This is a genomic window from Nocardia yunnanensis (genome assembly GCF_003626895.1).
Lineage (GTDB): Bacteria > Actinomycetota > Actinomycetes > Mycobacteriales > Mycobacteriaceae > Nocardia > Nocardia yunnanensis.
Genome location: NZ_CP032568.1, coordinates 6882336 through 6907695 on the forward strand (window position 1 = coordinate 6882336; position 25360 = coordinate 6907695).

Annotated in this window: 26 protein-coding genes; 9 read left to right on the forward strand and 17 right to left on the reverse strand. The window is 68.9% G+C overall.

What is annotated here, in order from left to right; translation table 11 throughout:
* Positions 1–5: 5 nt before the first annotated feature.
* From D7D52_RS32155 to D7D52_RS32180, 6 genes are all read right to left on the reverse strand, one after another.
* Positions 6–2402 carry a SpoIIE family protein phosphatase gene (locus D7D52_RS32155; protein WP_120742417.1) on the reverse strand — a complete coding sequence of 799 codons (2397 nt, stop codon included), beginning with the start codon at positions 2400–2402 and terminating at the stop codon, positions 6–8.
* A complete protein-coding gene (locus D7D52_RS32160; protein ID WP_120742419.1) occupies positions 2399–6652 on the reverse strand; it encodes a HAMP domain-containing protein in 4254 nt (1417 codons plus the stop codon). Before D7D52_RS32160 ends, D7D52_RS32155 begins: the two co-directional genes overlap by 4 nt.
* Before the next feature lie 225 nt (positions 6653–6877).
* Positions 6878–7720 carry a SigB/SigF/SigG family RNA polymerase sigma factor gene (locus D7D52_RS32165; protein ID WP_120742421.1) on the reverse strand — a complete coding sequence of 281 codons (843 nt, stop codon included), beginning with the start codon at positions 7718–7720 and terminating at the stop codon, positions 6878–6880.
* A gap of 134 nt (positions 7721–7854) precedes the next feature.
* Positions 7855–8199 carry an STAS domain-containing protein gene (locus tag D7D52_RS32170; protein ID WP_246023455.1) on the reverse strand — a complete coding sequence of 115 codons (345 nt, stop codon included), beginning with the start codon at positions 8197–8199 and terminating at the stop codon, positions 7855–7857.
* Between the two features lie 32 nt (positions 8200–8231).
* Entirely contained in the window at positions 8232–8768 is a 537-nt protein-coding gene (locus D7D52_RS32175) for an anti-sigma factor (RefSeq protein ID WP_120742425.1), read from the reverse strand.
* A 101-nt stretch (positions 8769–8869) separates the two neighbouring features.
* Positions 8870–10246 carry an acyl-CoA dehydrogenase family protein gene (locus D7D52_RS32180; protein ID WP_120744633.1) on the reverse strand — a complete coding sequence of 459 codons (1377 nt, stop codon included), beginning with the start codon at positions 10244–10246 and terminating at the stop codon, positions 8870–8872.
* A gap of 160 nt (positions 10247–10406) precedes the next feature.
* Here D7D52_RS32180 and D7D52_RS32185 point away from each other — a divergent pair, with 160 nt between their 5' ends.
* Positions 10407–11339, forward strand: a complete 933-nt coding sequence (locus D7D52_RS32185) for a sensor histidine kinase (RefSeq protein WP_120742427.1) — start codon at positions 10407–10409, stop codon at positions 11337–11339.
* 216 nt (positions 11340–11555) lie between these two features.
* Here the strand turns inward: D7D52_RS32185 and D7D52_RS32190 are convergent, their stop codons facing one another.
* On the reverse strand, positions 11556–11879 hold the full coding sequence (locus D7D52_RS32190) for an STAS domain-containing protein (protein WP_246023457.1): 324 nt from the start codon (positions 11877–11879) through the stop codon (positions 11556–11558).
* Between the two features lie 267 nt (positions 11880–12146).
* Between D7D52_RS32190 and D7D52_RS38200 the strand changes: the two genes are divergently transcribed.
* Positions 12147–12302: a hypothetical protein gene (locus D7D52_RS38200; protein ID WP_162958683.1), complete on the forward strand. Its 156-nt coding sequence runs from the start codon at positions 12147–12149 to the stop codon at positions 12300–12302.
* A 121-nt stretch (positions 12303–12423) separates the two neighbouring features.
* Here D7D52_RS38200 and mbp1 read toward each other — a convergent pair whose 3' ends face one another.
* Positions 12424–12669, reverse strand: a complete 246-nt coding sequence (mbp1, locus tag D7D52_RS32195; protein ID WP_120742431.1) for a microaggregate-binding protein 1 — start codon at positions 12667–12669, stop codon at positions 12424–12426.
* Positions 12670–12756: 87 nt separating this feature from the next.
* On the reverse strand, positions 12757–13506 hold the full coding sequence (locus tag D7D52_RS32200; protein ID WP_246023458.1) for a PAS and ANTAR domain-containing protein: 750 nt from the start codon (positions 13504–13506) through the stop codon (positions 12757–12759).
* A 136-nt stretch (positions 13507–13642) separates the two neighbouring features.
* On the opposite strand from D7D52_RS32200, the gene D7D52_RS32205 reads away from it, so the two are divergent.
* Entirely contained in the window at positions 13643–14029 is a 387-nt protein-coding gene (locus D7D52_RS32205; protein WP_120742433.1) for a MerR family transcriptional regulator, read from the forward strand.
* Between the two features lie 16 nt (positions 14030–14045).
* Here the strand turns inward: D7D52_RS32205 and D7D52_RS32210 are convergent, their stop codons facing one another.
* Both D7D52_RS32210 and D7D52_RS32215 read right to left on the reverse strand, forming a co-directional pair.
* Positions 14046–15644 carry an FMN-binding glutamate synthase family protein gene (locus D7D52_RS32210; protein WP_120742435.1) on the reverse strand — a complete coding sequence of 533 codons (1599 nt, stop codon included), beginning with the start codon at positions 15642–15644 and terminating at the stop codon, positions 14046–14048.
* Positions 15645–15757: 113 nt separating this feature from the next.
* Complete coding sequence (locus D7D52_RS32215; protein ID WP_120742437.1) at positions 15758–15958, reverse strand: hypothetical protein; 201 nt, start codon at positions 15956–15958, stop codon at positions 15758–15760.
* A 290-nt stretch (positions 15959–16248) separates the two neighbouring features.
* Here D7D52_RS32215 and D7D52_RS32220 point away from each other — a divergent pair, with 290 nt between their 5' ends.
* Positions 16249–16662 carry an ATP-binding protein gene (locus D7D52_RS32220; protein ID WP_162958684.1) on the forward strand — a complete coding sequence of 138 codons (414 nt, stop codon included), beginning with the start codon at positions 16249–16251 and terminating at the stop codon, positions 16660–16662.
* Between the two features lie 18 nt (positions 16663–16680).
* Here D7D52_RS32220 and D7D52_RS32225 read toward each other — a convergent pair whose 3' ends face one another.
* The 5 genes from D7D52_RS32225 to D7D52_RS32245 all read right to left on the reverse strand — a co-directional run bounded on the left by D7D52_RS32225 (position 16681) and on the right by D7D52_RS32245 (position 22464).
* Positions 16681–20523 carry a SpoIIE family protein phosphatase gene (locus D7D52_RS32225; RefSeq protein WP_120742441.1) on the reverse strand — a complete coding sequence of 1281 codons (3843 nt, stop codon included), beginning with the start codon at positions 20521–20523 and terminating at the stop codon, positions 16681–16683.
* Positions 20520–20891: an STAS domain-containing protein gene (locus D7D52_RS32230; RefSeq protein ID WP_246023460.1), complete on the reverse strand. Its 372-nt coding sequence runs from the start codon at positions 20889–20891 to the stop codon at positions 20520–20522. Before D7D52_RS32230 ends, D7D52_RS32225 begins: the two co-directional genes overlap by 4 nt.
* Before the next feature lie 20 nt (positions 20892–20911).
* Positions 20912–21574 (reverse strand): PAS and ANTAR domain-containing protein, encoded by a 663-nt coding sequence (locus tag D7D52_RS32235; protein WP_120744635.1) that lies wholly within the window; start codon positions 21572–21574, stop codon positions 20912–20914.
* 132 nt (positions 21575–21706) lie between these two features.
* Positions 21707–22102 (reverse strand): STAS domain-containing protein, encoded by a 396-nt coding sequence (locus D7D52_RS32240; RefSeq protein ID WP_162958685.1) that lies wholly within the window; start codon positions 22100–22102, stop codon positions 21707–21709.
* 191 nt (positions 22103–22293) lie between these two features.
* Positions 22294–22464, reverse strand: coding sequence for a CsbD family protein (locus D7D52_RS32245; RefSeq protein ID WP_120742447.1), 171 nt, complete (start codon positions 22462–22464; stop codon positions 22294–22296).
* 190 nt (positions 22465–22654) lie between these two features.
* Between D7D52_RS32245 and D7D52_RS32250 the strand changes: the two genes are divergently transcribed.
* From D7D52_RS32250 to D7D52_RS32270, 5 genes are read left to right on the forward strand one after another with little or no spacing between them, the layout of a single operon-like run.
* The gene (locus tag D7D52_RS32250) at positions 22655–22987 is read left to right on the forward strand and encodes a hypothetical protein (RefSeq protein WP_246023461.1); all 333 of its coding nucleotides are present in this window, start codon (positions 22655–22657) and stop codon (positions 22985–22987) included.
* 4 nt (positions 22988–22991) lie between these two features.
* Positions 22992–23399, forward strand: a complete 408-nt coding sequence (locus D7D52_RS32255) for a hypothetical protein (protein ID WP_120742448.1) — start codon at positions 22992–22994, stop codon at positions 23397–23399.
* An 18-nt stretch (positions 23400–23417) separates the two neighbouring features.
* Entirely contained in the window at positions 23418–23822 is a 405-nt protein-coding gene (locus tag D7D52_RS32260; protein ID WP_162958686.1) for a low affinity iron permease family protein, read from the forward strand.
* Between the two features lie 15 nt (positions 23823–23837).
* A complete protein-coding gene (locus D7D52_RS32265; protein ID WP_120742452.1) occupies positions 23838–24458 on the forward strand; it encodes a UdgX family uracil-DNA binding protein in 621 nt (206 codons plus the stop codon).
* 35 nt (positions 24459–24493) lie between these two features.
* Entirely contained in the window at positions 24494–24958 is a 465-nt protein-coding gene (locus tag D7D52_RS32270; RefSeq protein WP_120742454.1) for an SRPBCC family protein, read from the forward strand.
* A 7-nt stretch (positions 24959–24965) separates the two neighbouring features.
* Here D7D52_RS32270 and D7D52_RS32275 read toward each other — a convergent pair whose 3' ends face one another.
* Positions 24966–25307: a hypothetical protein gene (locus D7D52_RS32275; RefSeq protein ID WP_120742456.1), complete on the reverse strand. Its 342-nt coding sequence runs from the start codon at positions 25305–25307 to the stop codon at positions 24966–24968.
* Positions 25308–25360 lie beyond the last annotated feature (53 nt).

Consider the following 25360-nt stretch of genomic DNA (forward strand, 5'->3'; position numbering starts at 1 on the left):
CCGAGCTAGACCGAACGCGAGACGTCCCGATCGGCCGACGCCGGCGCGGCACTGCCGTCGCCGGCGCCCAGGCGCAGGCCGATCACGCAGGTGTCGTCGTCGGTATCTGCTTCGCTGTTGTCGAGCAGGTAATCCAGCCGATCCTCCAGGCTGCCGCGGAAATTCGCCGACTCGGTCAGCAGCCGCTGCACGCAGTCGTCGAGATGGCAGCCGCGGCGTTCGATCAGGCCGTCGGTGTACAGCAGCAGCACATCGTCGTCCTCGAGCTGCAGTTCGGCTTCCTCGTAACAGGTTTCGGCGACCGCACCGAGAATGATGCCCTCCAGCGGCGGCAGCGTGCGGGCCGTCTCGCCGCGCACCAGCACCGGCGGCAGATGCCCGGCGCGCGCCCAGCGCAGCACGCGGGTCTCCGGATCGTAGAGCCCGCAGATCGCGGTGGCGAAGATGGTCTCGGCCGGATGATGCGCCACCAGATTCAGCCACGACAACATCTGGGCGGGACCCGCGCCGGTGGCCGCCAGCCCGCGTAAGGCGTTGCGCAGCACCACCATTCCGGTCGCGGCGGTGATGCCGTGGCCGGCGATGTCGCCCACCGAGACCAGGATCTTCTTCGACGGCAGCACCACCACGTCGTACCAGTCGCCGCCGACCAGATGATCCTGCTCGGTCGGCCGGTAGCGCACCGCCATCCGCAGCCCGGACACCTCGGTGGAGGCAGGCGCGGCGGGCATGATCGCCTGCTGCAGTTGCCGCGCCAGCCAGCTCTGCTCGGCGGCCTGCTCCTCGGTGTGGGTGAGCCGGTCCCGGGTGGCCGACAGCGCGATCTCGGTCCAGTGCTGCGCCGAGGCGTCCTGGTACGCACCGCGGATCACCAGCAGATTGCCCGCGGCGTCGAGCACCGGCTCGGCGACGAGCCGCACATGACGCACCGCGCCGTCGGGCCGGATCAGCCGGAACGCCGCCGAGGCCGAGCGCCGATACCGCAGCACTCGCCGCAGGAACCCCCGCACGGTGTCGGCATCGGATTCGGGGACGTGCAGGGGCAGTTGCGACAGCGGTATCGGATCGGCGGCCGCGCCCAGGCCGTACACCGCGAAAAGCTGGCTGCTCCAAGTGATCTCACCGGTCGTCACGTTCTCCTCGAAGCCGCCGACCCCGCCCAGGCGCTGCGCGTGGCGCAGCAACTCGGCCAGGCGGGCGGTCTCGTCACGCACCCGCCACACCAGCAGCACCGCGTCGCCGTGGCGGCTGATGCTCAGCGCCGCCGACACCTGCAACGGCACCTGGCCCACCAGTTCGGTCAGGGTCACCGGGTCGGCGCGATAGCGTTCGCCGGTGGCCAGCACGTGCTCGACGTGTTCGAACAGCCGGCCCTGGCTCGCCGACATCGGGTACGCCTCGAGCAGCGAGGCGCCCTGGATCAGCCCGGCGGGCCGGCCCACCGGGTCCACGAAGCACGGATTCACATGGTGGATGCGGAAATCGGCGAGATCGCCGTCGGCGTCGAGGCTGGGCACCAGCACCAGCGCCGGGTCGAAGAGGCTGTCGGACAGCTCCGACAGCGCCGTCGCCGCCGGCTCGTCCGGGCACGCCGCCACCGCCAGATCCGATTCCAGGGTGTGCGCGCACAATTCGGCCAGTGCCTCGAACTGCCGCCGCACCGGGGGCAGTGGCGGCGAGATCGGTTGCGGCCAGCTGACTTCCAGGGCGCCGAGCAGCTTGCCGCCCGCCCCCACCGGAATCGCCGCCCGGCCGCCGGACGCACCGGCGATCGACGGCAGCCCGGCCTGTTCGAGATCGGTGATCCACACCGAATCCCGTTCCCGCAGCGCCTGTCCGGCCGGCGTGGCCAGTCCGGGCGGCACATACCGCCACCGCTCGGCCTCCGAGGGGGTGATGCCCGCGTAACCGCGCAGGGTCAGCGACCCGTCGCTGGCCACCGCCCAGATGGCGACGGTGGCGCCGCCCAGCGGTTCCACGGCGTGATCGAGCACCGAGCGCGCCACCCGCTGGGTGTCGCCGGCGGCCAGGACCCCGCTCTCGGCGGTGCGCAACCGCACCGTCATCGCGGTGTTCTCCGGCGTGGCCGTGTTGTCCAGGAACTCGCGCACCGCGGCGCTGACGTCGTAGCGGGCCGCCTGGTTCACCAGGTCGGCGGCGAGTTCCAGGGCCGTCAGCCCCGCCTGCTCGGACAGCGAATCCAGCTGCCGCGCCGCCTCGGACGGGCCGCAGGCGAGCCGTTCGACGAGAATGCCCTTGGCCATTTCGATCAGCGCCCGGCCGTCAGCGGTGACCTGCGCCTGCTGGATCTCGGCGCGCAGCCGCTGCACCGTCGCGGCCAGCCGGGTGAGGTCGGGCGGGGCGGACGGCTCGGCGGACGACTCGGTGTCGGCGTCGGTCATCGAGCACTCAGCCAATGCCGGATGCAGGCCAGCAGCGCGTCCGCATCGACAGGCTTGGTGACGTAGTCGTTGGCCCCGGCCGCGAGACTCTTGTCGCGGTCGCCCAGCATGGCCTTCGCGGTGACCGCGATGATCGGCAGATCCGAATAGCGCGGCAGCTCCCGAATGGTGGCGGTCGCGGTGTAGCCGTCCATCTCCGGCATCATCACGTCCATCAGCACCAGATCCACTCCCGGATGGGCCACCAGCTTGTCGATGCCCTCGCGACCGTTCTCCGCGTGCAGCACGCTGATGCCGTGCAACTCCAGAATGCTGCTGAGCGCGAACAGGTTTCGGGCATCGTCGTCGACAATGAGCACGGTGCGCCCGGCCAGCTCGCCATTGGGCAGTTCCGAGGCCGGCACCGGCGCCTCGTCCCGGCGCACCAGCGGCAGCACATCCCCCGGCGCTTCGGCCGTGACGTGCAAGGCGATTCGCTCACGCAACTCGTCGAGACTCGACAGCAACTCCAGCGGTCTGCGCTCGGAACGCTCCTGCAGGCCGCGCTCCTGATCGCCGTCGAGGCGGCGATGATGCGCCAGCACCGGCACCCCGCTCAGCGCGGGGTCGCCGTCCATGGTATCGAGGAACTTCAACGCCGACTTGCCGGGCAGATCCAGTTCGAGCACCACGCAGTGGAACGCCTCGGCGGCCATGGCCGCCGCCGCTTCCAGCACGCCAACCGCGCTCACCACCTGCACCGGGCCACGCGGATCATTGCGATCGGCCAGCTCGGCCACCGCGCTCTGCGCGACCAGTGACAGCAGCCCCTGCGGGCGTTCCTCCACCACCAGCAGCCGCCGCGGCTGCTGCGGTTGCCCGCCCGTGCCGCCGTCGACGGTCGCCCCGGCGCTCGCGTCCTCGCGTTCGGGGTGCGGCAGCTCCTGAAAGTCGGGGCGCGCCACCGGAAGATAGAGCGTGAAGGTGCTGCCCTGATCGATCTCGCTCTGGGCGCTGATCGCGCCACCGAGCAGATACGCGATCTCCCGGCTGATGGACAGGCCCAGGCCGGTGCCGCCGTATTTGCGGCTGGTGGTGCCGTCCGCCTGCTGGAACGCGCCGAAGATCGATTCCAGTTGGTGCGCGGCGATGCCGATGCCGGTGTCGACCACCCGGAAGGCCACGGCCGGCCCGTGCCGGCGCACCCCCGGGGGCAGCTCGTCGAGGTCGGCGGGCCCGATTCGCAGTTCCACCGAACCGGTTTCGGTGAACTTGACCGCGTTGGACAGCAGGTTGCGCAGCACCTGGCGCAGCCGCGAATCGTCGGTCAGCAGCTCCGGCGGCAGACCCGGCAGGGTCACGATCCGGAAGCCGAGACTCTTCTGCGTGGTCAGCGGCCGGAAGGTGGCCTCGACGTAATCGAGCAACTTGCGCAAGGGAACTCGCTCGGGCGCGATATCCATCTTGCCCGCCTCGACCTTGGACAGATCCAGGATGTCGTTGATCAGCTGCAGCAGATCCGAACCCGCGGAATGAATGATGCCCGCGTACTCGACCTGCTTGGGGGTGAGGTTGCGGCCCGGATTCTGGGCCAGCAGTTGCGCGAGGATCAGCAGACTGTTCAGCGGCGTGCGCAGCTCGTGGCTCATGTTGGCCAGGAACTCGGACTTGTACTTCGAGGCCAGCGACAGCTCCTGCGCGCGGGTCTCGAGTTCCTGCCGGGCCTGCTCGATCTCGAGGTTCTTGGCCTCGATATCGCGGTTCTGCATGGCCAGCAGCGCCGCCTTCTCCTCCATCTCGGCGTTGTTGCGCTGCAACTCTTCCTGGCGCACCTGCAGTTCCTGCGAGCGGGCCTGCAGCTCGGAGGTCAGGCGCTGCGATTCCACCAGCAGCTCGTCGGTGCGGGCATTGGCGATGATGGTGTTGACGTTGACGCCGACGGTTTCCATCAGCTGATCGAGGAAGTCGCGGTGGATGCGGGTGAACCGATGCACCGACGCCAGCTCGATCACGCCGAGCACCTGCTCCTCCACCACGATCGGCAGCACCAGCAGATTCATCGGCGAGGTCCGGCCGAGACCGGAGGAGATGGTGACGTAATCCCCGGGCACGTCGTCGACCGCGATCGTGCGCCGGCTGCGCGCGGCCTGCCCCACCAGCGATTGACCGAAGGTGAAACGTGGTGCACTGCCGGGCTTTTCGGGACTGCCGTAGGAGCCGAGCAAGACCAGTTCGGGCTGTTCGGCGGTGTCGTCGGCCAGGTAGAACGCGCCGTACTGCGCCGAGACCAGCGGCACCAGCTCGTCCATGATCAGCTCGGCCACCACCTGCAGATCGCGCGGACCCTGCATGAGGCCGGACACCCGCGCCAGGTTGGTCTTGAGCCAGTCCTGATCCTTGTTGGCTTCGGTGGTCTCGCGCAGCGATTCCACCATCGAGTTGATGTTGTCCTTGAGATCGGCCACCTCACCGGACGCTTCCACCGTGATGGAGCGGGTCAGGTCGCCTTCCGCGACGGCGCTGGTGACCTCGGCGATGGCGCGCACCTGCCGGGTCAGGTTGCCGGCCAGCTCGTTCACGTTCTCGGTCAAGCGTTTCCAGGTGCCCGACACGCCCTCGACCTCGGCCTGGCCGCCCAGCCGGCCCTCGGAACCGACCTCGCGGGCCACGCGGGTGACCTCGGCCGCGAAGGCGGAGAGCTGATCGACCATCGTATTGATCGTGGTCTTGAGCTCGAGGATCTCGCCGCGGGCGTCGACGTCGATCTTGCTGGTCAGGTCGCCCTGGGCCACGGCCGTGGTCACCTGGGCGATATTGCGCACCTGGTTGGTCAGGTTGGTGGCCATCGAGTTGACGTTGTCGGTCAGGTCCTTCCAGGTGCCGGCCACATTGGGCACCCGCGCCTGACCGCCCAGCATGCCCTCGGTGCCGACCTCGCGGGCCACGCGGGTGACCTCGTCGGCGAACGCGGACAGCGTGTCGACCATGGTGTTGATGACCCCGGCCAGCGCCGCAACCTCGCCCTTGGCCTCGACGGTGATCTTCTGGCCCAGATCACCACGGGCGACCGCGGTGGCGACCTGCGCGATCGAGCGCACCTGACTGGTCAGATTGGACGCCATGACATTGACGTTGTCGGTCAAGTCCTTCCACGTACCGGACGCGCCGCGCACGGTCGCCTGGCCGCCGAGGTTGCCCTCGGTGCCGACCTCGCGGGCCACGCGGGTGACCTCGTCGGCGAAGGAGGACAGCTGATCGACCATCGTGTTGATGGTCTCCTTGAGTTCCAGAATCTCGCCGCGGGCGTCGACCCGGATCTTCTGCGTCAGATCGCCGTCGGCGACCGCGGTCGTCACTTGCGCGATCGAGCGCACCTGCGCGGTGAGGTTGTCGGCCATGACGTTGACCGACTCGGTGAGGTCCTTCCAGGTGCCCGACACGCCCTTGACGTCGGCCTGCCCGCCCAGCCGGCCCTCGGTGCCGACCTCGCGCGAGACGCGGGTGACCTCGTCGGCGAACGACGAGAGCTGATCGACCATCGTATTGATGGTGTTCTTGAGCTCGAGAATCTCACCGCGCGCGTTCACGGTGATCTTCTGCGTCAGATCACCGCGGGCCACCGCCGAGGACACCTGCGCGATGGAACGCACCTGGGCCGTGAGGTTTCCGGCCATGAAGTTCACCGAGTCGGTGAGCGCGCGCCAGGTGCCCGAGACGCCCTTGACGTCGGCCTGGCCGCCGAGGATGCCCTCGGTGCCGACCTCGCGCGAGACGCGGGTGACCTCGTCGGCGAACGACGAGAGCTGATCGACCATCGTATTGATGGTGTTCTTGAGCTCGAGAATCTCACCGCGCGCGTTCACGGTGATCTTCTGGCCCAGATCACCCCGGGCCACCGCGGTCGCGACCTGCGCGATATCGCGCACCTGACTGGTGAGGTTGCCGGCCATGGCGTTCACCGAATCGGTGAGGTCCTTCCAGGTGCCCGACACTCCGGTCACCTCGGCTTGACCGCCGAGGCGACCGTCGGTACCGACCTCACGCGCGACGCGGGTCACCTCGGAGGTGAACAGCGACAGCTGATCGACCATGCCGTTGAAGACGGTGGCGATCTCACCCAGCAAACCGTCGGCATCGGCCGGTAGCCGGGTGCCGAAATCACCATCGCGCACCGCCGTCAAACCCGCCAGCAGCTTGCGCAATTCGACCTGATCGGCCGCCGACCCGCCGCGTTTCACCACCGGACGACCCGATGCCGTCGCATCCGTCATACACCCTCACTCCGACCGCCTGAACATTGGACATTAGTCCAATTCAGGCTGGACACAACCCGTCTCGACATCACGTGTCGACATCGGTGGACGGGCGGTGAGGTGCTGGCTTTTGAACACCCGACCTCGGTCGACTCTACGGGCCGCGCAGGCGGTATGCGAATCAATCCGGCGCGGTGTCCCGATTCCGGCACCCCGGAATCGGGCGGGATTCCGCGCGCGGAATCAGGCCACCCGCAGGCGACGCGGACCCCTGCCCTCGGCGCGGGCGCGCAGGTCGCTCAGCGTGCGCGAGAGCAGCCGCGAGATCTGCATCTGCGAGACGCCGATCTCCCGGGCGATCTCGGCCTGGGTGCGGCCCTCGCCGTAGCGCATGATCAGGATGGTGCGTTCGCGTTCGGGCAGCTCGGCCAGCAGCGGGCCCGCGGTGAGCGAATCGTCGATGAGGGCGTAGCCGGGATCCACGGTCGCGTAGCGGTCCAGGCGGGACGCCAGCGCGTCACCGTCGTCGCTGGACATCGGTGCGGCATCGAGGGATTCGGCGCTGTAGCCGTTGCCCGCGATGAGCGCCTGGGTGATCTCGGCCAGGTCGGCGTCCAGGTGGGTGGCCAGCTCGCGGGCGGTGGGCTGGCGGCCCAGCCGCTGCATCAGCTCCGAGATGGCGGGCGTGAGGCGCTGCTGGAGTTCCTTGGTCCGGCGCGGCACGCGCACGGCCCAGGTGCTGTCGCGGAAGTAGCGGCGGATCTCGCCCATGATGGTGGGCAGCGCGAAGGACAGGAAGGTCGCGCCGTTGGTGGGATCGAAGCGGTCCACCGCGAGAATCACGCCCACCGCGGCGATCTGGACCAGGTCGTCGGCTTCCACGCCGCGTCCGGCGTAGCGGCGGGCGATGTGCTCGCCCAGTGGCAGGCACTTGCCGATGATCTCCTGCCGCAGTCGTTCGTGTTCGGCGCTACCGACCGGCAGTTCATGCAGCTGCAGCAGCCAGGGCTCGATGTTGTCGTATGAGTCGCCGCCGCCCTCGCTGTCGCTGATGGTTCCCGACCGAGCCGCGTGTTCGCTCGACATTGCCGATCCCTTCTGTTCGGTTCCGAGGATTCCGATGCCAGTGGTGTTACCCGGCGTACCCGTGTCGAAACACATTTTCGAGAGCCGTATCACAAACCAATCACAAGGATTATCGAACGGCTCGAAGCACGCCCCTACCGGCCCAAAGCCTCCGGCAGGCTGTCGTAGAGCACCAGCAATTTGTCCAGTCCGGTGACCTCGATCGGGCGGCGGACGTGCTTGGAGACCACCACCCGCACCCGCTGTGGCCGGACCCGGTCGGCGAGCTCGAGCAGCACGCTCAGGCCCACCGATCCCATGAACTCCACCGCCGACAGATCGATCACGGGCAGATCGTGGTCTGCCGTCACCTCGTCCAGCGCCTCGCGCAGCGCCGCCGCGGACAGGATGTCTATCTCTCCCGCCGCCGACACCACCGTCACATCGCCCGCGCTGTCACGCGATACGGTCAGCAACCGCGAAATCCCGCTCTCGGTCAACACCCACTCCCTCGATATGTCCGGTTCACCCATCATCCTGCACGACCGCTCCGCCGGCGGGCGAAGTGAACGACCGTTTGGTACGCGTGCAGGCCGTCGTCGCCCTCGGCGTCCTCGATAACCAGCTCGTCGGTCAGCGAGTCCAGCAGGTGCCGGCTCAGGCTGGCCTCGCGCAGCACCTCCCGGGTGCGGGTCACGCCCGACATGCGCACGCCCACCGACCGCTGGTCGTAGTGCAGATCGCAGACGATCTCGGAGCCCAGCCCGGCGGCCAGCACCAGCGCGGTGGCCACCTCGTCGATGGCGACCCGCATATCGCTGACCACATCGAGGGTGAAATCGGCTGTCAGCAGCACGGTTTCGACCACGGACCGCAGCATCGGCAGCATCTCGGCGCGCGCCGCGACCCGGACCGTGAGCGCGCCGTCCTGCGGCGCGGACGCGTTCGAGGGATCGTCGAGGGTCATGTCCGGGCCACCGAGCGCCATCTCCGCCATCGCGTCCCGCGGCAGACCGAAATCCGGGATCCAGTCATTCGCGCCGCTCTCGCGTTCCGACCTGCCCTGCATATCTCCACTGCCTCCTACCACCGCTGAACCTGCTCCCTCGTCGGTCTGATTAACCCACACTCCAGCCGCTCTAACCACCACGACAAACTTCGCGCCACCGCTCACCGCGGTGGACGCAGCACCCGCGACGCGAAATTCAGCACCGGGACGGGCACCCGATCTCGGGCATTGAGCGCCGCGTCGGCAACCCGCCCGCGAAACACCGTGCCCCGGCCGAACAGCTTGCTCAGACTTCCACCCGACGGTTCGAGGTCCACGTGCAGGGGCGGCCGATCCAGCGCCGCGCCCAGCGCGTGCGAGATGACGACGCGCTGGATTTCGCTCGTCCCCTCGAAGATGGTGTACAACTTGGCATCCCGATACCACTTCTCCACCGGGTGGTCGGTGATGTATCCCCAACCGCCGAGCGTCTGGATCGCCTGCTCGGTCGCGCGCACCGCCACTTCGCTGGCGGCCAGTTTCGCCATCGACCCCTCCCCGCGCTCGAATCGCACCCCGTTGGCCGCCATCCACGACGCCCGCCAGGTGAGCAGCCGCGCCGCGTCGATGCTGGTGGCCAGATCCGCGATGGGGAAGGCGATGGCCTGATTGTCGATGATCGGCGCGCCGAAGGCTTCGCGCCGCGACGCGTACCCGGACATGTATTCGACTGCGGCCCTGGCGATTCCGAGCGCCTGCGCCGCGACCATGGGGCGGGTCTGTTCGAAGGTGCCCAGCGTGACCGATCCGGGGCGGCCGTTGCCGCGCGCCTCGCGCTTGCGCGCCAGCGACTCCTCGAGCCGCTCGACGCCGCCGAGCAGATTCTCCATCGGCACCCGGACCGCGTTGAACTTCAGTTCCGCGGTATGCGAGGCCCGGCAGCCCAGTTTGTCGAGTTTGCGCACCAGCTCCAGGCCGGGCGAGCCGCCGGGCACCACGAACAGGGCCTGCCCGCGATGCCCGAGGTCCTCGTCCACGACCGCGTTGACCACGTGCACGTCGGCGATGCCGCCGTTGCCGATCCACATCTTGTGGCCGTCGATGATCCAGTCGTCGCCGTCGCGGACCGCCCGGGTGCGCAGGTTGCGCACGTCGCTGCCGCCCTCGGGTTCGGAGATGGCCAGCGCGGCCAGCTTCAGATCGCCTGGGCTGCCGAAACATTCGGGCGCCCACCGCAGCATCTGGGCGGGCGTCGCGGCCCGCCCGATGGCGGCGAGCGCCAGCGCGGGCATCACGATCGCCAGCCCGATGCCCGCGCAGCCCCAGAACAACTCCTCCATGAACATCGGCAGCGACAGTCCCGTGGGATCGCCGATCAGATCCCGGTAGAACAGCGGGCTGTAGAACCCGCGCCGCGCCGCCTCCTCGAGCACCGGCCACGGGAATTCCTGCGCCCGGTCGTAGTGGCCCGCCACCGGCCGGATGCATTCGCTCGCGAACTCGTGCGCCCGCTTGGCGAGGTCGTGCTGCGCCGCGGTGGGGGTCAGGTCGAAGGTCACGACCCGGCGATACCCGTACGCCACGGATTCACACGGCGCCGTCTCCGGCGAACCCGGCGAACCCGGCGACACCGGCGACGCAGCGGCAACGGCCGGGTAGGATGTCCGGAAGTTGTCTGCGGCAGCACAGAAGGAGCGGCTCACGGTCACCGGGCGATCTGTGGGAGCGATCACGGATCGGGTCTGCGCACACCAAGCCTTCCTGTACGAGGGCCGCGAGGAATATCTCGCGGGCACTCTCGGATTCATTCGCGCCGGTCTGGAACGTGGTGAGCCGGTCGCGGTTTCGGTGCCGACGGACAATCTGCTCCTGCTGCGCGAGGCGCTCGGGTCCGATGCCGACGCGGTGCGCCTGCTCGATATGACCGTCGAGGGCCGCAATCCGGGGCAGATCATTCCGGGCTTCCTGCACGCCTTCGCCGATGCCTACCCCGACGGCCCGGTGCGCATGATCGGCGAACCCGTGTGGGCGGCCCGCTCGGCGCTCGAGTACCCGGCGTGCGTGCAGCACGAAGCCTTGGTCAACGCGGCCTTCCGCGGCCGCGAGGTGGCCATGCTGTGTCCCTACAATCTGCGCGAGCTCCCGGCGCACGCCATCCGCGACGCCCGCGCGACGCACCCCACGGTCCTCGACGCGCGGGGTGAATACGACAGCGGCAGCTACGATCCCGAGCGCATGCTGGATCGCTACAACCCGCCGCTGCCCGATCCGCCCGCCACCGCCGAGACCTTCGCCTTCGACGCCGCCCTCCTGTCGCGGGCGCGGCATACGGTGGCGCAGTACGCCACCGGGTCCGGTATGAGCGGTGATCGGGTGCTCGATCTGGAGTTGATCGTCGGGGAGACCACCGCCAATTCCGTGGTGCACGGCGGCGGTCGGGGGGTGCTGGCGTACTGGCTGGAGAATTCGCAACTGTGCGTACAGATTCGAGACGCCGGACATTTCGACAATCCACTCGCGGGCCGGCTGCCCGCCGGAACATGGACCGCCGGGGGTCGTGGCCTGCTGATGGTCAATCAGTTCGCCGAGCTGGTGCGGCTGCACACCGGCCCGAGCGGAACCACTCTCCGGATCCATGTCTCCTTGACGTGATCACGCCTCCCGCATCAGGTTTCGAACCGACCCCGTGAGGGCGTCCGCTCGCCGTTGAGCGGTCGTCGCCGTTGACGTCGCGCACGCGGGGTTCTACGTCTCCGCGATACCCCGCGATGATCGGTCAAACCGGAGATTTCACACACGCCGGCGTTCCGGTCCGCGTGGCCGGGGCATTGCTGTCCGCGGCCGGGGCATTGCTGTCCGTGTCCGTGACTACGGCGCGGCCCCCGCCGCGAGCGCGGCCTCCAACGTGTCGAACAGCGCGAGCACATCACTCAGTCCGGTCACCTCGACCGGCCGCCGCACCTGGGTGGAGGCCACCACGCGGACCCGGCCGGGCGGGGCCGCGTTCGACGCCACCAACAGGGTGGTCAGTCCGACCGATCCGATGAACTCGATCTCCGAGAGGTCGATCACCACCGTCGAGCCGGTCGCGGTGACCTCGTCCAGCGCCTCGCGCAACTGCGCGGCGGAGGTGATGTCGATTTCCCCGGCCGCCGACAGCACCTCGATCTCACCCACGCGCTCGCGTGACACTCTCAGCAACGGAGCAGAAAAACCGTTCTCGGACACCCTCACTCCTCGATCCATGACGCATCGCGCCGCGCTACCGGCCGCACGGCGGGTCAAGTGTACGACCGCCCCGCCGCCTGGCTACCCATCCGCGAGACATGCGCGCGGCCGCCCGCTCCACCCGCGCGGCGCGGACCCGCGCGCGATCGGCTCGCCGCGGCCACGTTTGAGACGTGGCTCACGGGGAACCGCGACCCCTGCAAGCTCTCCACCCATACCAAGGGATTCGAAATGATCGTCCTGGGAATCATTCTGCTCATCGTCGGGATCGTCGTCGGCATCCCGATCCTCACCACCATCGGCATCATCCTGCTGGTCATCGGCGCCATTCTCGCCGTGCTGGGCGCGGTGGGCCGGCCGATCGGCGGTCGCGCTCACTACTTCTGAGCACGCCGCTTCCGTCCACTGCCCCAACACCTTTCGCTCCGCTCGCTCGAAACGGGGCGGTGACCGTCACGGTCACCGCCCCGTTCAAGGCTGCGCGCGCCGCCGAGGCGGCGCGGCTGGGCTACCAGTTCTGCTGGGCGCGCTGGCGCTTCTCGTCGGCTTCGGCCTGGGCGCGATCCTTCTCGGCCTCGGCCTCCTTCTTGGCGGCGTCGCGCTGCGATTCGGCCTTGTCCTGCTGGGCGCGGCCCTCTTCGCGCAGGTTCTTGTTGCCCAGAACGGCGCCCGCGACTTCCTTGGCTTTGCCCTTGACGCCCTCGACTACGCCTTCCACGCCTTCTCGGGTACCGGTCTTCTCGTGCTCTGACATGGGGTGTACCTCCCGTATCGATTGACGGACATTGGGGATCTACCCGCCGGTTCGACCTCGAAACGGCTTCCACCCCAGCGTCTTTCGTCACACCGGCGGTGCGCCCGCCCGATCGGCGTCCGGCACGCGTTCGTGCAGGGTGAGCAGAATGTGATCGAAGGCCGCCACCGTGGAGGACGGCGCGGCAGGCACATTCGGCAGGTCCGCGATCAACTGCTCGGCCAGCACCCGCAGCTTCACGTTCGTCTCCTGCGAGCGCCAGATGAGCACCTGGAACGCCTGTTCGGCGCTGATCCGGTACATCCGCATGAGCACGCCCTTGGCCTGCTCGATGACCGCGCGCACCTCGACCAGCTCCGGCAGGCGCTGTTCGAGGGTGGTGCGTTCGGCATCGGCCAGCGTGCCCGACAGATCGATATAGAACCCGGCGGTGCCCACCGGCCGGCCGGTGTCGTCGAGAATCCGGTCGGCCACCACCATCACCTGGTGTTCGGCGCCCTCGGTATCGATGAATCGATGCCGGCTGGAGAACGGCTGCCCCTCGTTTACGGAGCGCGCGATGGCCTCGGCGACATGCTCGCGGTCGTCCGGATGTTTGTGCGAGAGCATGAGTTCGGTGGTCGGCTCGATCGCACCGGGCACATAGCCGTGCATCCGATACACCTCCGGCGACCACTCCCAGCGCTGAGTGGCGAACCAGAAACGGAAGCTGCCCGTCGCGGGTCCGCGCGGCTGCGGCTCGTCGACGCCGTGGGGCGTCCGTTGCGCAACCGGCCGGGGCGCGTGCTCGAGATGAGACGGACCGCCACCGGAGCGCGGGATTCGTGTGTACGGCACCTTCGACTCACCCCCGCCTCTGCCATGGATCAGAAAATCTGTGTCGTCTAGCAGAGATACCTTTTAACACTTGCCAATGGTCAACGCAAGCGGGCAGCCAGGTAATCTAACGGGCAGCACCAAGGTGAGGAGAAGGATGGTCTCGGATCGACACGAGCAACTGCTACCGGGCCCGGCCCAAGCCGTCTACGCGATCTCCGTCGCGGCCGAACTGGCCGGCATCGGCATCCAGACCCTGCGACTCTACGAGCAGCACGGCCTGATCACCCCGGCGCGCAGCGCGGGCGGAACCCGCCGCTACAGCGGCGACGATCTCACCCGGATGCGCCGCATCGCCGCCCTCGCCGAACAGGGCGTCAATCTCGCGGCCATCGGCCACATTCTCGAGCTGCAGGACGACAACAGCGCCCTGCGCGATACCAATGCCGAACTGCACCACGCCAACAACGCGCTGCGGGAAACCAATTCGGCGCTCGCGGCCGAGCGCGATCACCTGCGCCGGCGCCAACAGCCCCGGTCCTGAACCGATCCGCCGCCGCTCATCGCGTCCGGTGTTGCGGCCGAAAGGTTTCCGGATCGGCGATCGACCAGTCGGCGGCCCAGTCGCGCGGCGGCTCGGCGAGCAACTGCCCGGGCTCGAGCCATTCGTAGAGATCCGCGTAGGACAGCTGCCGGGTGACCGAGATCCGCTTCCGCAACATGTGGGGCGTGAGCTGCGCCGGATCGGAAACCCCCAGGGACGCCATGATCTGCACCGCTTGCGCGACGGTGGCGGCGTGATAGCGCCGCACCCGTTCACTCTTGTCCCCCACATCCAGTGCGCGGGCCCGGCGCGGATCCTGGGTGGCGACCCCGACCGGGCACAGGTTGGTATGGCAGCGCTGCGCTTGAATACAGCCCAGCGCCATCATCATCGCCCGCGCCGAGTTCGTGTAGTCGGCGCCCTGGATGAGCCGCTTGACGATGTCGTTGCCCACCGCCACCTTCCCGCTGGCCCCCACCCGGATCCGATCGCGCAGACCGCATCCGGTCAACGCGTTGTGCACGATCATGAGGCCGTCGGTGAGCGGCAGCCCGACGTGATCCTCGTATTCCAAAGGCGCCGCGGCGGTTCCGCCCTCGGCGCCGTCGACGATGACGAAGTCCGGGGTGATGCCGGTGGCGAGCATCGCCTTGCAGATGGCGAGGAATTCGACGCGGGAGCCGACGCACAACTTGAACCCGACCGGTTTGCCGTCGCCGAGTTCGCGCAGTCGCGCCACGAAGCCGATCAATTCGAGCGGGGTGCTGAACGCGGTGTGCGCGGCCGGGCTCACGCACTTCTCGTGGGCCGGCACGCCCCGGAAGCGGGCGATCTCCTCGCTCACCTTCGCGGCGGGCAGCACGCCGCCCAATCCGGGTTTCGCGCCCTGGCTGAGTTTGATCGACACCGCCTTGATCTGCTCGTGCGCGACCTGGTGGGCGAAACAGTCGGGATCGAATCGCCCGTCGCGGGTGCGGGTTCCGAAATACCCGGAGCCGATCTCCCACACCAGGTCCCCGCCGCCGTCGAGATGGTAGGGCGTCAGGCCGCCCTCGCCGGTGTCGTGGGCGAAGCCGCCCAGCGCCGCACCGCGATTGAGCGCCCGCAGCGCATTGGCCGACAGCGCACCGAAACTCATCGACGAGACATTGAGCAGCGACATCGAATACGGTCGCGTGCAGTCGGGGCCGCCGATCAGGATCCGCGGCGGATCCTCGGGTTCGGGCACCGGCACGGTGGAGTGGACCAGATATTCGTAACCGACATCGTCGATCTGGCGCTCGGTGCCGAAGGACAGTTCGCCGTGAATGCCCTTGGCGCGCTCGTAGATCATGGTGCGCACATCGCGGTCGAAGGGGCGGCCGTCGAAGTTGCGTTCGATGAAGTACTGCTGCAACTCCGGGCGCAGGCTTTCGAGTAGATAGCGCAGATGCCCGAGGATCGGATAGTTCCGCAGCACCGCGTGCTTGCGCTGGATCAGGTCGTAGACTCCGACCGCGAGCAGCACCACCAGTACGCCCGCGAGCACCCACCAGGCCCAGGATCCGATGGCGGCGACCACGCCCAGCGCGACCGTGGCCACCGCCAGGAAGCCCACGAAGAGAAACCTCAGCATGTGTCGGCCATACCCGGCGGCGCGCTGTTCATCACCCGGGCCGGAGGGACGCGTCCGTCCGGCCCGGGTGCGATCGAATCACCGTTCGGCGATCACTGCCCGCCGTGGCTGGGTCACTGCCCGCCGTGGCTGTGCTGACCGCCCTTGACCTTCGCTTCGGTCGGCTGCGCCTCGGCGCCCTTGCGGCCCGCCGCGCGCGGATCGGGCCCATTGGGCTCGCCGAAACTGCCGCTGCTGGCCTTACCGCCCTTGCGGGCTTGCTCCTCGGTGTCCGATCGGTTGCCGAACTGACCCGGGTTGTTCGAATCGGGCATAGCGAAACTTCCTTCCAGGGTGTGACTTCGGTCGCGGACGGACGGTGCCGCCCGCGCTCTCGCGTTACCCAGACCATTTCCCTCTATGCCGCGCCGATCAAGATAATTCCTTGCCGCGCTGTGGAATTCACCGGTACGCCGGCGAGGCCCGGATGGGGGCCGGCGATCGCGCCGCGACGAAATTCGGTTCACCGCCCGCCGGCCGCATGGTTGTGCGGCGGGCGGGTATTCCTCCCGATAGCTCACGTCGGCGGATCGGCGCACGAACCAGCGACCAGGAGGGAAAGAGGATGCGACGGACACGCGAAGGATCGAACGCCGCGGGGCTGCGGCTCCGGATGCCCGCGCGACCCTGGGCTCTCGCCCCCATGCGGCAGGCGCTGCGGACCTGGCTGGCGCGCTGCCGCCTCGACGACGACCGCACCTGCGACGCCGTGCTCGCCGTCACCGAGGCGTGCAGCAACTCCGTGGAACACGGTTACGCCGGTGACAGCGGCACGGTGGATGTGCGCGGTGATGTCTTCGCCGACCACCTATGCCTGGAGATCCTCGACTCCGGCGGGTGGAAGCCCACCCAGCGCGACGAGGGCTCGTGCCGCGGCCGCGGCCTCGAGATCATCCGAACCCTGTTTCCCGATATGACGGTCGCGGCGACGGCGACCTCGACGCTGGTGCGCTTCAGCGTGCCGCTCGCGCCCGCCTGAGCGGACCGGGCTCTCCGATCAACCGCGCGCTTCGCGCGGGTCCGCGAGGTGGTCGTCGAAGCGCAGCGTGACGGTGGTGCCGTGAGCGCCGCGCACGGTCGACAGGTGGTCGGCCAATTCGTTCATCAGCGCGAGTCCACGCCCGCGACCCGACTTCGGTTGTCTCGCCTCCGCATCGGCCGAGATCGCGGCGTCCGTAACCGCGGAGTCCGTGACCGCCGCCACCAGTCCCCGCCCCCGGCGCGTCACCTCGACCGAAACGGTATTGGCCGGGTCCAGATTGCTGCCGTGCTCGATGGCATTGCTGAGCGCCTCCCCGATGGCGAGCAGGATGTCGTAGCCGCGCAGTTCCGGAATTTCCTTGTCCGACAGCCACTCTCGGAGTCGTTCGCGCACCAGCGCCATCTGATCGGGCACTGCGCGCACCGCCATGGTGAACGAGTCGGGGGTGATCTCGGCCGCACGCAGCGCCAGTATCACCACATCGTCACAGTAACCGCCCGGCGGCCGCAGCCGTTCGAGCAGCTCCGCGCACAGCGCCCCGGTGGGCAGGCACGCGCTGGCTGTGGCGGCGGCGAGCAATCGGTCGAAGCCGTCGTCGAGGGTCTCGCCCGGCCGCTCGATCAGGCCGTCGGTGTAGAGCAGGATGGTGTCGCCGGGCGCCAGCACCTGGCTGCCGCCGCGCCGGCCCGTCACGAAACCCGACGTCGCCAGCGGCGGACGGCGGCCGTCGCGCAGATACGCGGGCGGCCCGTCGCGCGGGATCAGCAGCGGGTACGGGTGGCCCGCGCACGAGTATTCGACCAGGTTCGCCGCCGGATCCAGCACCGCGTAGGTGGCGGTGGCGCAGTGCGCGCCCGGCACCGTGGCCGCGTACCGGTTCACGGTGTCGAGCACCGCGCCGGGTTCGGGCTCGCCGAGCGCGGCCGCGGCCACCGACGAGCGCAGCCGGCTCATCACGACGGCGGCCGAAAGACCGTGCCCGACAACATCTCCGACCGAGATGCCGATGCGCCCGGCCCGATCCAGGGGCACGGCCAGATACCAGTCGCCGCCGACGCGCATGGTCTCCTCGGCGGGCTGATAGACCGCCGCGACCACCGAGGTGGTCGAGGCGCGCTCCAAATCCAGCAGCTGTTCCTGAAATTCGAGCGCGATGCGCCGCTCGCGGCCGCGGGTCCGGATGCGATGCAGCGCGGTCTGCACCAGTTCCGCGGTCCGGGCCAGGGTGGCGAGTTCGGCGGCCGAGAATCGGCGCGGCTCGTCCCACCAGTAGGCCAGCGCGCCGATCATGCGATAGTCGGGATCCCGCAGCGGATGCACCACGCCCGCGTGCGCGGTGAGCGGGACATCCGCGCCGCGGCCGTCACCGCCGAGGGCGTCGAGGTCCTCCGCGATGATCGGCGCACCGGACCGGATGGCGTCGGCGGTGAGATACCCGTCCGCCAGCGCCAGCGGTTCCGCTCCACCCGAGCCCCCGGCCGCACTCGCGAATTCAACTCGCACACAAGCTTTTCCGGTGTCGATGACCCCGAGGCCGACGGTGGCGGTCTCGGTCACCGCCGCCGACCAGGCATAAACGGCGGCCAGCAGGCCCGAGCTGGATTCCGCCCGCAACCCTGCTTCCAGCCGCGCGAACGCCGTCTCCCGGCTGCGGTCCATGTCGTGGCGTTCCCGTTCGTCGCGCTCGCGCGCGGCGGCGGCGAGCCGGGCCGCGACCCGGTCGACGAGTTCGCGCGAGCGAAACGGTTTGGCCAGATAGTCGTCGGCCCCGCCCGCGTAGCCCTCACTCGCCGATTCGCTTCCGGATCTGGCCGAGAGCATGATCACCGGTATGCCGCGCAGCCGCGGATCCGCGCGCAGCGCGGCCACGAAACCGAAGCCGTCCAGGCCCGGCATCATCACGTCGGTGACCACCGCGTCCGGCGGCCGGGCCCGCGCCAGCTCCAGCGCCGCCTGCCCGTTGGTGGCCAGCACCGTGTTCCAGTGCTCGGAGAGCACCCCGTCCAGATACGCGCGCATATCGGCGTTGTCGTCGGCCACCAGGATGCGCGCGCGCCGCGAGCCCGTCGTGCTCGGCTCGGCCGGGGGCGGCACCACCCACTGCCCGGCCTCCACCACATAGGGGTTGTCGCCGCCGTCCCACACGCCCGCCCCGGCCGGCGCGGGCGGCGACACCGAGAGCGGGAACTCGATGATCACCGCGGTGCCCTCGTCGACCCGGCTGTCGATCCGAATGGCGCCGCCCTGCAGTTCGACCAGACCCCGCACCAGCGCCAGGCCGACCCCGGCGCCCTCCACGGTGCGGCCGCGGGTGTTCTCGCCGCGGTGGAAGCGGTCGAAGATCCGGTCCAGGTCGGCGGTGTCGATTCCGATCCCGGTGTCGCGCACACAGATTCGGCAGCGCTGGGCTTCGGCGCGCACCTGGACGGTGATGGTGCCCGCGAAGGTGAACTTGACCGCGTTGGACAGCAGGTTGAGCACGATCGTCTCCCACATGACCGGGTCGACGTCGACGGCGGCCGGGGCGCAGTCCAGATCCAGCCGCAGGCCCGCGCGATCGCAGAGTTCGCTGAACGCCGAAGCGATGTGCGCGGTGAACGCACCCAGTTCCACGGTCCGCGAATTCACCTGGGCGCGACCGGCTTCCACGCGCGAGAAGTCCAGCAGCGCATCGACCAGCCGACGCAGCCGACCGGCGCTGCGGCGCGCGGTCTGCAGTCGGTCCAGTTGCGCGGCATCGTCCCCGGCGGCCATGGCCGCGTCGTCGAGGGGGCCGAGCAGCAGCGTCAGCGGGGTGCGGAATTCGTGGCTGACATTGGACAGGAACGCCGTCTTGGCCCGGTCCAGTTCGGCGAGTTCGTCGGCGCGGCGGCGCTGGCGCTCGTACGAGGCGACCGCCGCGAACGCCGAGGACAGCTGGTCGGCCAGCAGCTGGCAGAACCCGCGATATTGTTCGTCGAGCGGTCGGCGCGGACTGATCCCGATCATGAGCACCCCGGTGGCGGGGTCCCCGGCCAGCGGCAGCAGCAGCGCCCGCTCCGGGCTGGCCTCCGCGAGAACCGTTGCCAGGCTGGGCAATACGGCGGCGAGATCGTCGATCTCGCGGACCGCCCGCGATCCGGGCGGGTGGTCTCCGGTCAGGTCCTCCAAGGTGGTGGGCAGCAGCTCGCGCACCGCGTCGGTGGCGGCGGCCAGCACGGGGCGGCCGGCGGCATCGTCGACATACACCGCGACGAACGGCAGGTCCTCACGATCGCGGCCGCAGACCTCGACCGCGGCGGCCACCGTCGCCGGCACCGAGCGCAGCTCCACCAGCTCCGCGGCCAGCGCGTTCAGCAGGCCCAGCCGGCGCTCGCCCAGCACCCGATCGGTGGTTTCGCTGACCGCACAGAAGATTCCGTCGATGCCACCGGCCGCGGTGAACAGGGGGCTGTAGCTGAAGGTGAAGTACCGTTCCCGCGCGCGGCCCGCGGTCACCAGCGGCAACATGAGGTCCGCGGACCAGGTCGCCTCGCCGGTGGCGAGCACGCCCGACAGCATCGGCCCGATCTCGTCCCAGACCTCCCACCAGTTCTCTTCCCCGCGTGCGCCCAGCGCCGCCGGGTGCTTGTCGCTGAGCATGGGGATGTAGGCGTCGTTGTAGATCAGGAACAGGTCGTCGGCGCCGAGCCACAGCACGATGGGGAATCGGGTGGCCAGCGTCGTCGCGACCGCGGCGCAGAACTCCGGCGGCCAGTCCGCCGGTGGACCGAGCGGGTGTGCGGCCCAATCGAATTCGGCGAATCGGCGTCCCATCTCGCCGCCCGCGGCGACGGCCGCCGCGAGGCTCGCGGGCAGGGCGGGACGGGGATCGGTCATGGCCGCGGATCCGCATCCCCGGATCGCAGGGCATCGGCCAGCGACTCGTGCAGCCGCAGGATGGTGTCCAGGCCGGTCACCTCGAGCGGCCGCACCACCCACGGGTTGGCCGCCACCACCCGCACGCTGATCCCGGCCGCGCTCCCCCGCTCGTGACACAGCAGCACCGCGTTCAATCCCGCACTGCCGAAATAGGTGACGTCCTCGAGATCCACCGCGAGCACCGGAATCGATTGCCGAACGGCCGATGTCACCGCGGCCTCCAGTTCCCGAGCCAAACCCTCGACGCTGTCGAGGTCCAGTGCGCCACCGACGCGCACGACCATCGCACTGCGCGCCGATTCGCGCTCGATCCTCAAACGACCCACAGCCTTTTCTACCATCGCGGTCAGGATTGCTCGGCGATGCGCTCGTGGACGGTCAGCAGCAGATGGTCGAATTGGCTGCGGGAAATGGAATCGACGTAGGCCGACGCGGCGACCTCGGACATGAGCTGACCCGCCAGCGTGCGCAGTTTGGTATTGGTCTCCTGTGAACGCCACACCAGAATGCGGAAGGCCTGTTCGGCGTTGATCTGGTACACCGCCATCAGCGCGCCCTTGGCCTGCTCGATCTCCGCGCGCGCCTCGAACAACTCGGGCAGCGCCGCGCTCAGGGTTTCCTGCCGGGTCTCGGCGAGGGTGTGGGTGAGGTCGATGTAGTACCCGGCGGTGCCGGCCACCGTCCCGTCCGCATTGAGCATGCGGTCGGCCACCACCAGCACCTTGTGTTCCTGGCCGGCGGTGTCGATGAAACGGTGACTGCTCGAGAAGGACCCGCCGAAGTGCAGGGCCCGATCCAGCAGTTCCTCGACGTGGGCGCGGTCCTCGGGGTGTTTGTGCGACAGCAGCAGTTCCGTGGTCGGCACGACCGCGCCGGGCTCGTAGCCGTGCATGCGGGCCACCTCGTCGGACCATTCCCAGCGCTGACCCACGAACCAGAATCGGAAGGCTCCCACATCGGAGGCTCCCGTGCCGGGGTAGTCCCCGGGGCTCGGGTTGTCTTGTCGCATGTCCACAGGCGGTCTCACGTGAGGAAGTATCCCATCGAGAACATGCCACGGCCGCCAATCGCGGCGGTGAGGGCGCGATCGCAGGGCGATCGCGCCCTGTCTCGGCACTCGCCGGTCAGCTGCCGGCGGTTCTCAACTGCCACCCGTGCTGGATTGGGAATCCGCTGCCGCCGTAGGGATTCCGGCGACGGCGAGCACTCGGTGGATCTCGGGCCGGCCGGCCAGCACGGTGAATCCGAGCCGCCGCCGCGCCGCGGTCCGGGCGCTGTCGGCGATCACGCACGCATTGCGCAGGCTCAGAAACCGCGCGCGGCGTAGGTCGACGACGACGCCGGGGCCGGTTGCCAGCGCGTGCGCCAGCGCACGGCGTAGCTGCGGCAGTGTGGTGATATCGAGCTCGCCTTCCGCGACGACCACCAGGAATCTCCCGTCCGCGTGACCCTCGTGCCGCGCACCGGCCTCGGAATCGGCTGCGGCAGCGGAGGTCACGGTGTCGCCCGGACCGGATACAGCGGGGAGAACTGACATGACAACCTCCCGAAGGGGGTGACCGGAACGCGTTGCGGGGCAGACAATCGGCGATGCCAACCGCCTGCCCGACGAAAAGCGCATGTCGGACCCTGAAGCGGCTGGAGTATCAACCTCAGGTCAGTCTGCCACGTCGGCGCGCCCGGTGCACCCACTCCGGGTGAGGTCATCGGTTCACCGGGGGCTTTCGGTCAGCGGAAGGCGTCCTTGACCTTCTCACCGGCGTCCTTCAGGTTCGACTTCGCCTGATCCGCCTTGCCCTCGTTCTCCTTCTGGTCGTCACCCGTGAGGTGACCCAGCTTCTCCTTGGCCTTGCCCGCGAGCTCGTCGGCCTTGTTCTTCGCCTTGTCGGTTGCACTCATGTCTGAATCCTTTCCTGTCGGCGAATTCGTGGACCGCAACCGGTCCGTTCATCGAACTACCCGGGTGTGGCCGAGTGAAACGGAGTGTGACGACGGCTACACCGCTATTCCCGGGACAACTCGCCGTCATGGCGGCCGCGTGTCGGCGAGCGCACCGTTTCGGCGCCGCATACCCGGGCATCCGCAGCATATGACCACTCGTCGAACACTGTGCGCCGCACTCACCCTGACCGCGACGACCCTGTTGGGCGCGGCGCTCATCAGCGGTTGCGAACAAACCAAAGAGGCCGTCAACAAGGGCGGGGACACCCCGTGCAGCGAGTTCGTCCAGCAGGATCAGGACAAGCAGCGAGTGACGGTGCGCAAGTATCTGTCGCAGGATTCCAAGGTCTCGGGCACCCCGGATCCCAATACCGTCGACGGCTCGATCGCGGCCATCGAGTTGATGTGCAAGGCGCAGGCCAATCCCGACACCCAGATCCGGGACGCGGATCTGACCGGGGTCCTGGTACCGAAGAAGTAGAGCCATGCGCCGGACACTGTGCACTCTCGCCCTCTGCTCGCTGGCCCTGGCCGTCCCCGCCTGCGACGCCACCAACGGGGGCGACACCTTCCCGGGGACGAGCACCAGCGCGTCGGGGACGGCACTCACCACCACCGCCAAAGATCTGGTGCCGCCGCAGAATTCGCGGTCGGTGTCGGTGCCCTCGGCCATCCTGCCGGCCAAGCTGCGTCACCAGACCTGTACGGATTTCAAGCCGAAGCTCGACAAGATCCGGCAGGACTCCGGGCAGGCCGCGGCGGATCGGGCCGTCGACGACACCATCGCCGGCTACCCGTCCTCGCCGGATTGGGCGGTCTTCACCGACGAACAGCGCCAAGCGGTGATCGACGGCACCCACGACGCCGCCGCCGGCGACTGCCCCGCCGGCTGATCACGAAGGGACACGATGATGGACGCACCCCACCACAACCGCCGCGGCGGCGGCACCCTCTCGCCGTTCGACCGCTTCGCCACCACCACCAGCGACTGGGCTTCGCGGGCAGGCTTTTTCGTCTTCTGCGTCGCTCTCGTGGTCATCTGGGTGCCGTCCATTCTCGTGCTGCCCAGCATCGACACCTGGCAGTTGGTCATCAACACCGCCACCACCATCATCACCTTCCTGCTGGTGGCGCTGCTGCAGAACACGCAGCGACGCAGCGACGCCGCGGTGCAGCAGAAGCTCAACGCGATCGCGGACGCGCTGTCGGATCTCATGGGCGAACTCAGCGCGGAATACCCGGAGCTGCAACGACATCGCAGCGAACTGGCCGACACCGTGGGCCTGGAGAAGCGCGAGGGCTCGAACCAGAAGTAGGACCGAGGAGGCGACATGCCGGACGCGGCCGCGTTCGTACCGTCCGACGCGAATCTGGACGAGCTGCATGACGCGGCGCGTCGATGTCATGGCTGCGAGCTGTATCGGCCTGCGACACAGACGGTTTTCGGCGAGGGGCCCGAGGACGCGGAGATCGTCCTGGTCGGCGAGCAGCCCGGCGATCAGGAGGATCGCCAGGGCCATCCCTTCGTCGGTCCGGCCGGGCGGCTGCTGGATCGCGCCCTCGACGAGGCCGGCATCGATCGCGAACGGGTGTATGTGACCAACGCGGTCAAGCATTTCAAGTTCACCGAACGCGGTAAGCGCCGCATCCACCAGCAGCCCGGCCGCACCGAAATCGTCGCGTGCGCACCGTGGTTCGAGGCAGAACTGGCCGCCGTGCGGCCGCGGCTGGTGGTGTGCCTGGGCAGCATCGCGGCCAAAGCCCTGCTGGGGCAGTCATTTCGGGTGACCGTCGACCGCGGCCGGTTCCTGTCCGTGCGCGAGTTCCAGGTGCTCGCGACCGTGCATCCGTCGGCGGTGCTGCGGGCGCCCGACCGGGACGCGGCCTACGCCGGGTTCCTCGCCGACCTGAAAACCGCGCGATCGATGTTCCCTTCGCCCACAACGGGGTAGGCGAAGAGAAGAACCCACAACAGGAGGAGAAACGGATGAGCACAGTCACCGCGTCCACCAACGTCGACGTACCGTTGCACACCGCCTACAACCAGTGGACCCAGTTCGAATCGTTCCCCGAGTTCATGGAGGGAGTGGAGCAGGTCCAGCAGATCGGACCCACCCACACCCATTGGAAGGTCAAGATCGGGCCGGTGGAGCGCGAATTCGACGCCACCATCACCGAGCAGCATCCCGACGAACGCATCGCCTGGCATTCCGACAGCGGCCCGACCCACGCCGGGGTGGTCACCTTCCACCGCATCGACGACGACACCACCCGGGTCATCACCCAGATGGACATCGATCCCGAGGGATTCGTGGAGAACGTCGCCGACAAGACCGGCATTCTCGGTCACCGGGTCAAGGGTGACCTGCAGCGGTTCAAGGAGTTCATCGAGAAGCAGCCGCACGAGACCGGCGGGTGGCGCGGCGACGTGCCCCGGCCCGGACAGTTCTAGCGGCTGATCACGGCGTCTCGGTGAAGAACGAGTCCCCGTCCTCGGGGGTCCCGTCGATCTGTCCCCGATGACGCCGCGCCGGACGTTCCTCCGGCTCCAACCCCGCTGCGCCGGAAGGCATTTCCGGTGCGGCGGGGTCGTCGGCGCTCACGTCCGGTTCCTCTTCGGCGAGCCGCTCGGCGTGTGATTCGCCCAGCCGTTGCCCGCGTTCGGTCATATCGTCGCGATCGGCGGCCTGCCAGTGATCGGGCGGGGTGACCGCCACATCGCCGTCGTCGTTGCGCACCTCGTCGGAATCGAGGCTCTCGGCGGTGCCGAGGGTGTCTCCCGGGCCGGTTTCAGGGTTCATGCGCTGCGGGTGCCCGTGCGCCCGCGATCGAAACAACCGCCGGTCCGATCGTG

Excerpts from the sequence above, each read along its gene's own strand:
- D7D52_RS32155 (WP_120742417.1), bottom strand. The coding sequence starts at position 2,402 with ATGACCGACGCCGACACCGAGTCGTCCGCCGAGCCGTCCGCCCCGCCC.
- D7D52_RS32160 (WP_120742419.1), bottom strand. The coding sequence starts at position 6,652 with ATGACGGATGCGACGGCATCGGGTCGTCCGGTGGTGAAACGCGGCGGG.
- D7D52_RS32165 (WP_120742421.1), bottom strand. The coding sequence starts at position 7,720 with ATGTCGAGCGAACACGCGGCTCGGTCGGGAACCATCAGCGACAGCGAG.
- D7D52_RS32175 (WP_120742425.1), bottom strand. The coding sequence starts at position 8,768 with ATGCAGGGCAGGTCGGAACGCGAGAGCGGCGCGAATGACTGGATCCCG.
- D7D52_RS38200 (WP_162958683.1), top strand. The coding sequence starts at position 12,147 with ATGATCGTCCTGGGAATCATTCTGCTCATCGTCGGGATCGTCGTCGGC.
- mbp1 (WP_120742431.1), bottom strand. The coding sequence starts at position 12,669 with ATGTCAGAGCACGAGAAGACCGGTACCCGAGAAGGCGTGGAAGGCGTA.
- D7D52_RS32205 (WP_120742433.1), top strand. The coding sequence starts at position 13,643 with ATGGTCTCGGATCGACACGAGCAACTGCTACCGGGCCCGGCCCAAGCC.
- D7D52_RS32210 (WP_120742435.1), bottom strand. The coding sequence starts at position 15,644 with ATGCTGAGGTTTCTCTTCGTGGGCTTCCTGGCGGTGGCCACGGTCGCG.
- D7D52_RS32215 (WP_120742437.1), bottom strand. The coding sequence starts at position 15,958 with ATGCCCGATTCGAACAACCCGGGTCAGTTCGGCAACCGATCGGACACC.
- D7D52_RS32220 (WP_162958684.1), top strand. The coding sequence starts at position 16,249 with ATGCGACGGACACGCGAAGGATCGAACGCCGCGGGGCTGCGGCTCCGG.
- D7D52_RS32225 (WP_120742441.1), bottom strand. The coding sequence starts at position 20,523 with ATGACCGATCCCCGTCCCGCCCTGCCCGCGAGCCTCGCGGCGGCCGTC.
- D7D52_RS32235 (WP_120744635.1), bottom strand. The coding sequence starts at position 21,574 with ATGCGACAAGACAACCCGAGCCCCGGGGACTACCCCGGCACGGGAGCC.
- D7D52_RS32240 (WP_162958685.1), bottom strand. The coding sequence starts at position 22,102 with ATGTCAGTTCTCCCCGCTGTATCCGGTCCGGGCGACACCGTGACCTCC.
- D7D52_RS32245 (WP_120742447.1), bottom strand. The coding sequence starts at position 22,464 with ATGAGTGCAACCGACAAGGCGAAGAACAAGGCCGACGAGCTCGCGGGC.
- D7D52_RS32250 (WP_246023461.1), top strand. The coding sequence starts at position 22,655 with ATGACCACTCGTCGAACACTGTGCGCCGCACTCACCCTGACCGCGACG.
- D7D52_RS32255 (WP_120742448.1), top strand. The coding sequence starts at position 22,992 with ATGCGCCGGACACTGTGCACTCTCGCCCTCTGCTCGCTGGCCCTGGCC.
- D7D52_RS32260 (WP_162958686.1), top strand. The coding sequence starts at position 23,418 with ATGGACGCACCCCACCACAACCGCCGCGGCGGCGGCACCCTCTCGCCG.
- D7D52_RS32265 (WP_120742452.1), top strand. The coding sequence starts at position 23,838 with ATGCCGGACGCGGCCGCGTTCGTACCGTCCGACGCGAATCTGGACGAG.
- D7D52_RS32270 (WP_120742454.1), top strand. The coding sequence starts at position 24,494 with ATGAGCACAGTCACCGCGTCCACCAACGTCGACGTACCGTTGCACACC.
- D7D52_RS32275 (WP_120742456.1), bottom strand. The coding sequence starts at position 25,307 with ATGAACCCTGAAACCGGCCCGGGAGACACCCTCGGCACCGCCGAGAGC.